Annotated in this window: 6 protein-coding genes; all 6 read right to left on the bottom strand. The window is 33.5% G+C overall.

The window, feature by feature from the left end:
• Positions 1 to 474: acyltransferase family protein (locus HMPREF9446_RS18910; RefSeq protein ID WP_172634253.1), on the bottom strand; the 474-nt coding region annotated here is incomplete at its 3' end.
• A 2-nt stretch (positions 475 to 476) separates the two neighbouring features.
• Positions 477 to 1,619, bottom strand: coding sequence for a glycosyltransferase family 4 protein (locus tag HMPREF9446_RS12625; protein WP_009126070.1), 1,143 nt, complete (start codon positions 1,617 to 1,619; stop codon positions 477 to 479).
• A complete protein-coding gene (locus HMPREF9446_RS12620) occupies positions 1,616 to 2,686 on the bottom strand; it encodes a glycosyltransferase (protein WP_009126069.1) in 1,071 nt (356 codons plus the stop codon). Before HMPREF9446_RS12620 ends, HMPREF9446_RS12625 begins: the two co-directional genes overlap by 4 nt.
• A 153-nt stretch (positions 2,687 to 2,839) precedes the next feature.
• Entirely contained in the window at positions 2,840 to 4,042 is a 1,203-nt protein-coding gene (locus HMPREF9446_RS12615) for a glycosyltransferase (protein ID WP_009126068.1), read from the bottom strand.
• The gene (locus HMPREF9446_RS18755; protein WP_148345822.1) at positions 4,039 to 4,476 is read right to left on the bottom strand and encodes a hypothetical protein; all 438 of its coding nucleotides are present in this window, start codon (positions 4,474 to 4,476) and stop codon (positions 4,039 to 4,041) included. The genes HMPREF9446_RS12615 and HMPREF9446_RS18755 overlap by 4 nt, the downstream gene beginning before the upstream one ends.
• Before the next feature lie 755 nt (positions 4,477 to 5,231).
• On the bottom strand, positions 5,232 to 5,854 hold a 623-nt coding region (locus tag HMPREF9446_RS12605; protein ID WP_009126066.1), incomplete at its 5' end, for a glycosyltransferase.

The following is a 5,854-nucleotide window of genomic DNA, read 5'->3' as shown; positions in this document are numbered from 1 at the left end:
CCCCCCCCATAATTTTGTTTTATTAACACTCTGGACGATTATAAGAGCCGTGAATAAGGCTAATAAAAACCAAATGGGACCATTTACGAAAGAATGGCTGTAGAGGGGAGCCAAGAAATCCATTCCATTTTTTAAAAGATCGGGCTTGATGGTGGAAATAATCCATCCTATGGCATAAGAAACCAAATAAGTGAAAATGAATGGCTTCAGTAGGCTACCACAGCGTTTTCTGATAAATGTTCGCTGGTCGGTATCTTTTGTAAAGAAGCCTGATAGGATGAAAAAGCATGGCATATACATTGCTTGTATGTATTCTTTGGACGAATACCAAAACGGCGGATCACCAATGCTTGAAAGCATATGAACCCATACCACTAAAAGCATACACAGACCTTTCGCATTGTCCACCCATTCTAGTCTATTATCTTGATTCATGTTATGTAGATAAGCCAGAGAGGGATTTTCGTTAGTCATATTCATCGCTTTTTATTGATATTCATTATTGTATCATACACTCTCTTTGCACAATTTTCTGCATTGAAAGGAATTTCTTTTGCTATGGAGTGTGCTCCCATTTGGGTTAAGTTCTGGTGGTGGAAATAATCCAAACATTGGAGGACGGAATGAGGGTTTAATGGGTCGAATACATAGCCATTTTGATTGTCTATTAATTCAGGGTGGCATCCATTATATTGACTGCATGCTATAGGTAAACCGCATGCCATGGCTTCAGGCACAACGAGACTCCAATTATCTTTCAATGTGGGTATGATAAATACATCTGCTATATTATAGTAAATTCCTATTCGGTCATATTCTATTTGCCCTACAAAATGGATAGAAGGGCAGGTAAATTTCTTTTGATATTCTTCCATTTTATCACCTGTGCCCACTATTATCAAATGATCATGTGGATATTTAATAAGATGTTCGTCCCAAACTTTTAACAGATAAATTAAGCCTTTCAGCTCAGTAATCCTTCCTGCAAATAAGAAAGTCACCCCTTGGCTATTTAGGTTCAACTGTTGTCGGAGGTGCTGTTTGGTAGTATCACTGGTGCGTGCTATACTCTCTTTCAATCCTTGGCTGTCAGCATTCATACCTCCAATAAATATCTTATTCTCTTTGATTCCTATTGATTGTAGGTATTTTTTACATTCTGAACCGTTTACAAAATAGCCGGTTACGAAATAGTCAGTTAATTTACGATGTAATGTCTTTATCCATGGATTATTTCTTTCGGTATGCAAAGTACGTTCATAACCTATATATATTGGTATTCTTTTCAGTGTAGCGTATGCTATTACGAATGGTGTCCATTGCCCGAACCCTTCTGTTATTAAGATATCGGGTCTTATTTTGGCAATAGATCGTATTAAACCTTGTGTAAATGAGAGACATACCAGCTTGGTATAATAAAACTTTTCGTTAGTGAAGGGGATGGCATGTTGTCCCATTTTCACAGGTATGTCGTTTTTTAATTTTTGGAAACGGATATCATTTTCATAACGGCGTTTTGAATATAACACATAAAAATTGTTGTTGAATAGCCGGTTCAGTTCCATATAGAATGGAATGCGATAGGCAGCAAATATGGGATTACAGTATAATGCTTTCATGAAATTTGTTTTTTGATGTTTAAAAAAAGAATTACTCGTTCTTTATACTCTTTCTGCTTACTTAGATAGGTCTTTATATGTGCTGTATATTGATTATGGATGACTTCATTAAGTATTTCATCAGGACAAAAGTGATATATGTCATCATAGAGATAACCTACTTGTTCTTCTTCAATGAACTTTAGTGCATTGCACCGATGACCGATGACAGGAGTACCGTTGAATAGCGTATCTAATACTACTCCGCTGCTACGGTCTGTATAGACTCCTTGGTAGTTTAGGATGCAGTAACGCGATTGTTGTATATAGCGGTAATAATCATCGTCAGATATAAATTCTATGTATAGCTCTATATTATTATGTTTCTGAGCTATTTGCCGAAGAGCATTGGCATAGGAAGTATCATGAGTATTACCGGCTATCAGTAGTCGGTGTCCAGTGTGGGCTAACCGTTCCGCTGCTTCCAATACTCCTTTGTCTGGCCAAATGCTGCCTATTATGGAAAAGTCATATTTCTTTTCATTATAGGCTGTATGAATTAGTGGCTGATCATAATAAGGATAGATGTAATCTGGTACTTCACAGTAAGGTCTTGCATAAGCCTGTCCTATACGACTATTGGGGCAGATTGTTCCTTTGATTTTCTTCCGTGCTAACTTGTAAATCCACCGTTTAATGGGTGATGAGATTGACTCTTCACTATACTGGATGCAATAGATATTGTTCCATTTCTTGGCAAACAAGGTTATCCCTATAAAAGTAGTTACTGCACCTGCCATTTGTAATATAATTATATCTTCAGGAGAAGTTTTATTAAATAAATATCGACAGTTCATCAATACCCTCCATTTGTTGTGGATATTGTTTTTGCCACTTATGGAATCATAAGGCAGCATAAATAGGTCTTTTTTTCTAAAGTTAGTTTTATAGATAGGACCACCTCCAATCAGTACAGGGCATATATTCCGGTAGAGGTTTAGATAATTTTGTGCTAAAGCAAAATAATGACCGGTACAACGCCCTTTGTTGTTGTTGCTCTTTACATCTGCTATGATTACTCTTTCCATTTATATTTAATGCTTTGAATTCTATTTTTAATGTTTCTGTATATAGTTTCTTGCAATAAACCTATGTTTTGATAAAAATTGTGGTTGAGCATTACTAGAAATATGGCAAATGCTCGAATGAGGTTTAAAGAAGGGAGAACAGAAGGATGCATGTTATTTTTTTATTTGGTGATATAGTTGTATATATTGTTTGTATTGTTCATTGGAAAATAATAGTGATCGCTTTCTGCAATTTTCTGTGGTATAAAAATTTCTATGGCTTGCGATTTGTTTTACAGCTTCACATAGTTGTTGCAGGTTACCTTGTTCCACTACTATTCCTGTTTTTTCGTCTATAGCTTCCGGGCTACCTCCTGTTTGGAAAGTAACAATAGGAGTTCCTGCAGCGAGTGATTCTATATTGGTGGTGGGGAAGTTGTCGGCTAATGTGGGGTTACAAAATACAGAGGCGGATTGATACCATGCTATCATTTCATCTAAAGTGGAAGTACGTCCTATACAAATTATATTTTTTTGTGCTAAATATTTTTTTTTCTTTTCGTCAATATTGCCAACAAGTACTATTTGATAAATGTCGGGTAGTAATTCTGACATTTGTTCAAAATAAGCCATTCCTTTGCGAGATTCCCAATTGATGGCACATCCTAAAACAATCTTTTTTTTCTTATTAATTTGGTATTTACTATGTATATCAAAATTTGATTTTTGTGCAAATCTGATTGTGTCCACACCATTATAAATCACTTCCACACGATTTTTTTTGAATATTGACTCTTTTACAAAAGATGCTAACCATTGTGAAGGAGTGACGATGGTGAGATTTTTAAAAGCGGTATGCCAATGTTGATGTATTTTCCATTGCCAATGAGTACTATCTATCCAAGTTTCACATTGGGGGCAATTTCCACATCCTGTTTTCCAACGATTGCAATTTACTTCGTCAAAATATGGGCACTGTCCTGTAAAGGCACGACAGTCATGCATAGTCCATACTATAGCTATGTTACATTTATTAGCATAGTGAACTAATAGAGGTATATTTAAGCATTTGTCGTTAATGATATTGAAATGGAGTATATCGGGGTTATGCCTATGGAGCAAATGCAGTAGGTGTAGAGTTTCAAATACAGAAAATATATCTTGTAGTCCGGTTATTTTGTACCAACGTGAATGAATAAACCAATTGAGCCTAGTCCCCCAAATATATTGATGAGGCAACATACATCGTTTGTTACGACCGCTGTTAGGTACCATTAAAATATATTCATCTTTATTTTGCTCGATGGCATGAACTAATGATTTATAAAAACGTGGAAAGAAACCGGAATTTCCAGAGTGTATAATTGCTATTTTCATTTTATTAGTCTTAAAACATTAGAATTAGAAAGTTGAGTCCATTTGTTTGAAGAACATGCAGCGATAAAGAAAAAAATGATAACATGTATGAAGTTAAATCCATTTATATCGCAGATAAATCCTGCAAGGAAATAACCGGAAAGCATTATGCTACCTCCCAAGCATAAGTAGTTTTTTGAAAATTTGATAGCATAGAATATGGAATAAATGATTATGGCCATGTAAAAAAACAGCCATAAGCTTCCTCCTCTAAATAGAAGATGTAAAAAATGTACTTCGTTAACATCTCTTGTTTTATTCTTAAAAAAATAAAAGCTGTTATAACCTTGAGCAATTCCCAGTCCTTCCCAAAATGCTTTTTTCTGATTTAAATCAGTTAGAAGTTCTGTGTAGAGAAAGGTGCGTGTGTCAACACCTATCTTTTCATTTTCCATATCATTTATACGTGTGAATATAGACTCTTTCGTTGCAATGGAGTAACTAAATAAACTTATAGGAAGTGTGATGGATATGCATGCAACGCATAAAGCTATTAATCTATAATATTTTTTGTACAACTTTGCAATAATGACAATAATTGCATAAATTAATATGATAATAAAGGCACGTTGGGTGTCACCTGTTAGTTCATTGGGGATAAAAGCATCTTTTATGATGAATAAAAGAGAAAGTAATAGAATGCAATAGATAAATATTCTTTTTTTCTTTGTATGTAAACTGTATTGAATTATAATAGGTGATAGATAAAGTACGTAATAATTACCTTGGAAACAAATGGATGAAATGCATATCAAAATCAGACCACACCTGTAAACGTATTTTAATGTAAATGAGTAATTATAGATATAATATAATAAAGGAATACATAAACAAAGTCCGTTAATAGGATTAGTTAAGACTGTAAGCGTATTCTCCATGTTGTCAAAAATGATAAAACGAATGAATTGTAGTCCTGTAATAATTAGCAAACAGAGAATAAGTCGGTCTATTAATCTATAATGTTTTCTTTTATATAAAAAAGAATTTTTTAAAATTAGAATCAATGCAATCCATAAACTACCGGAACTAAGTATTTTTATAGGTTGTGAGTATATGGAAAATAAAATCCATATAGCATGTGGAATAGAAGATACAAATAATAGCATGTGGATAAATTGTATATTGTTATATCTTCTGTTAAATTCTCTTTTTATTGAGTTATGATTGAAAATAGTTTTTCCCATTCTTTTCCTATATTATCAATGGTGAAGTTTTTTGACTTTTGAATTGCTTTAGTAGCAATTATTTCTCTTTCTATAATATTATCCATTAAATATTTGAGTTTTTCTATAAATAATTCTTGATTAAAAGGGGGGATTAAGAAACCGTTTTCCTTGTCATCAATAATATCTGTTACAGATTTAAAACTATGAAAAGCAATAGGAACACATCCTCTGCTCATGGCCTCTGTTAATACTAATCCCCATCCTTCAAAAACACTTGTCATGCATAAAATAGCAGCATTCTGATAATATTTTGAGGTATCTGTTTGAAAGCCTTCTAATTGAATGTTTTTTAAATTGTTTCTTTTTATATATTCTAAGATAAAGGACTCTAATTCACCGCCTCCAACTAATTTTAATTTCCAATCTGGATAGTTTGGAGAGATTTTTTTCCATATTTTTAAAAGTATATCTATACCTTTTTGCTTAGAAAAGCGTCCAACAAATAATAGTTCATGTTGTTTGGGAGGACACGAACTGTTTTCTAATGTAGGTATAGTTATAGGATTATTTATATAATAACCCGTTGGCGGAATTAATTTAAGTTGAT

This window comes from Bacteroides fluxus YIT 12057 (assembly GCF_000195635.1).
GTDB lineage: Bacteria > Bacteroidota > Bacteroidia > Bacteroidales > Bacteroidaceae > Bacteroides > Bacteroides fluxus.
The sequence above is the reverse complement of the archived record's forward strand: the minus strand, read 5'-3'. Positions and strand labels throughout refer to the sequence as shown.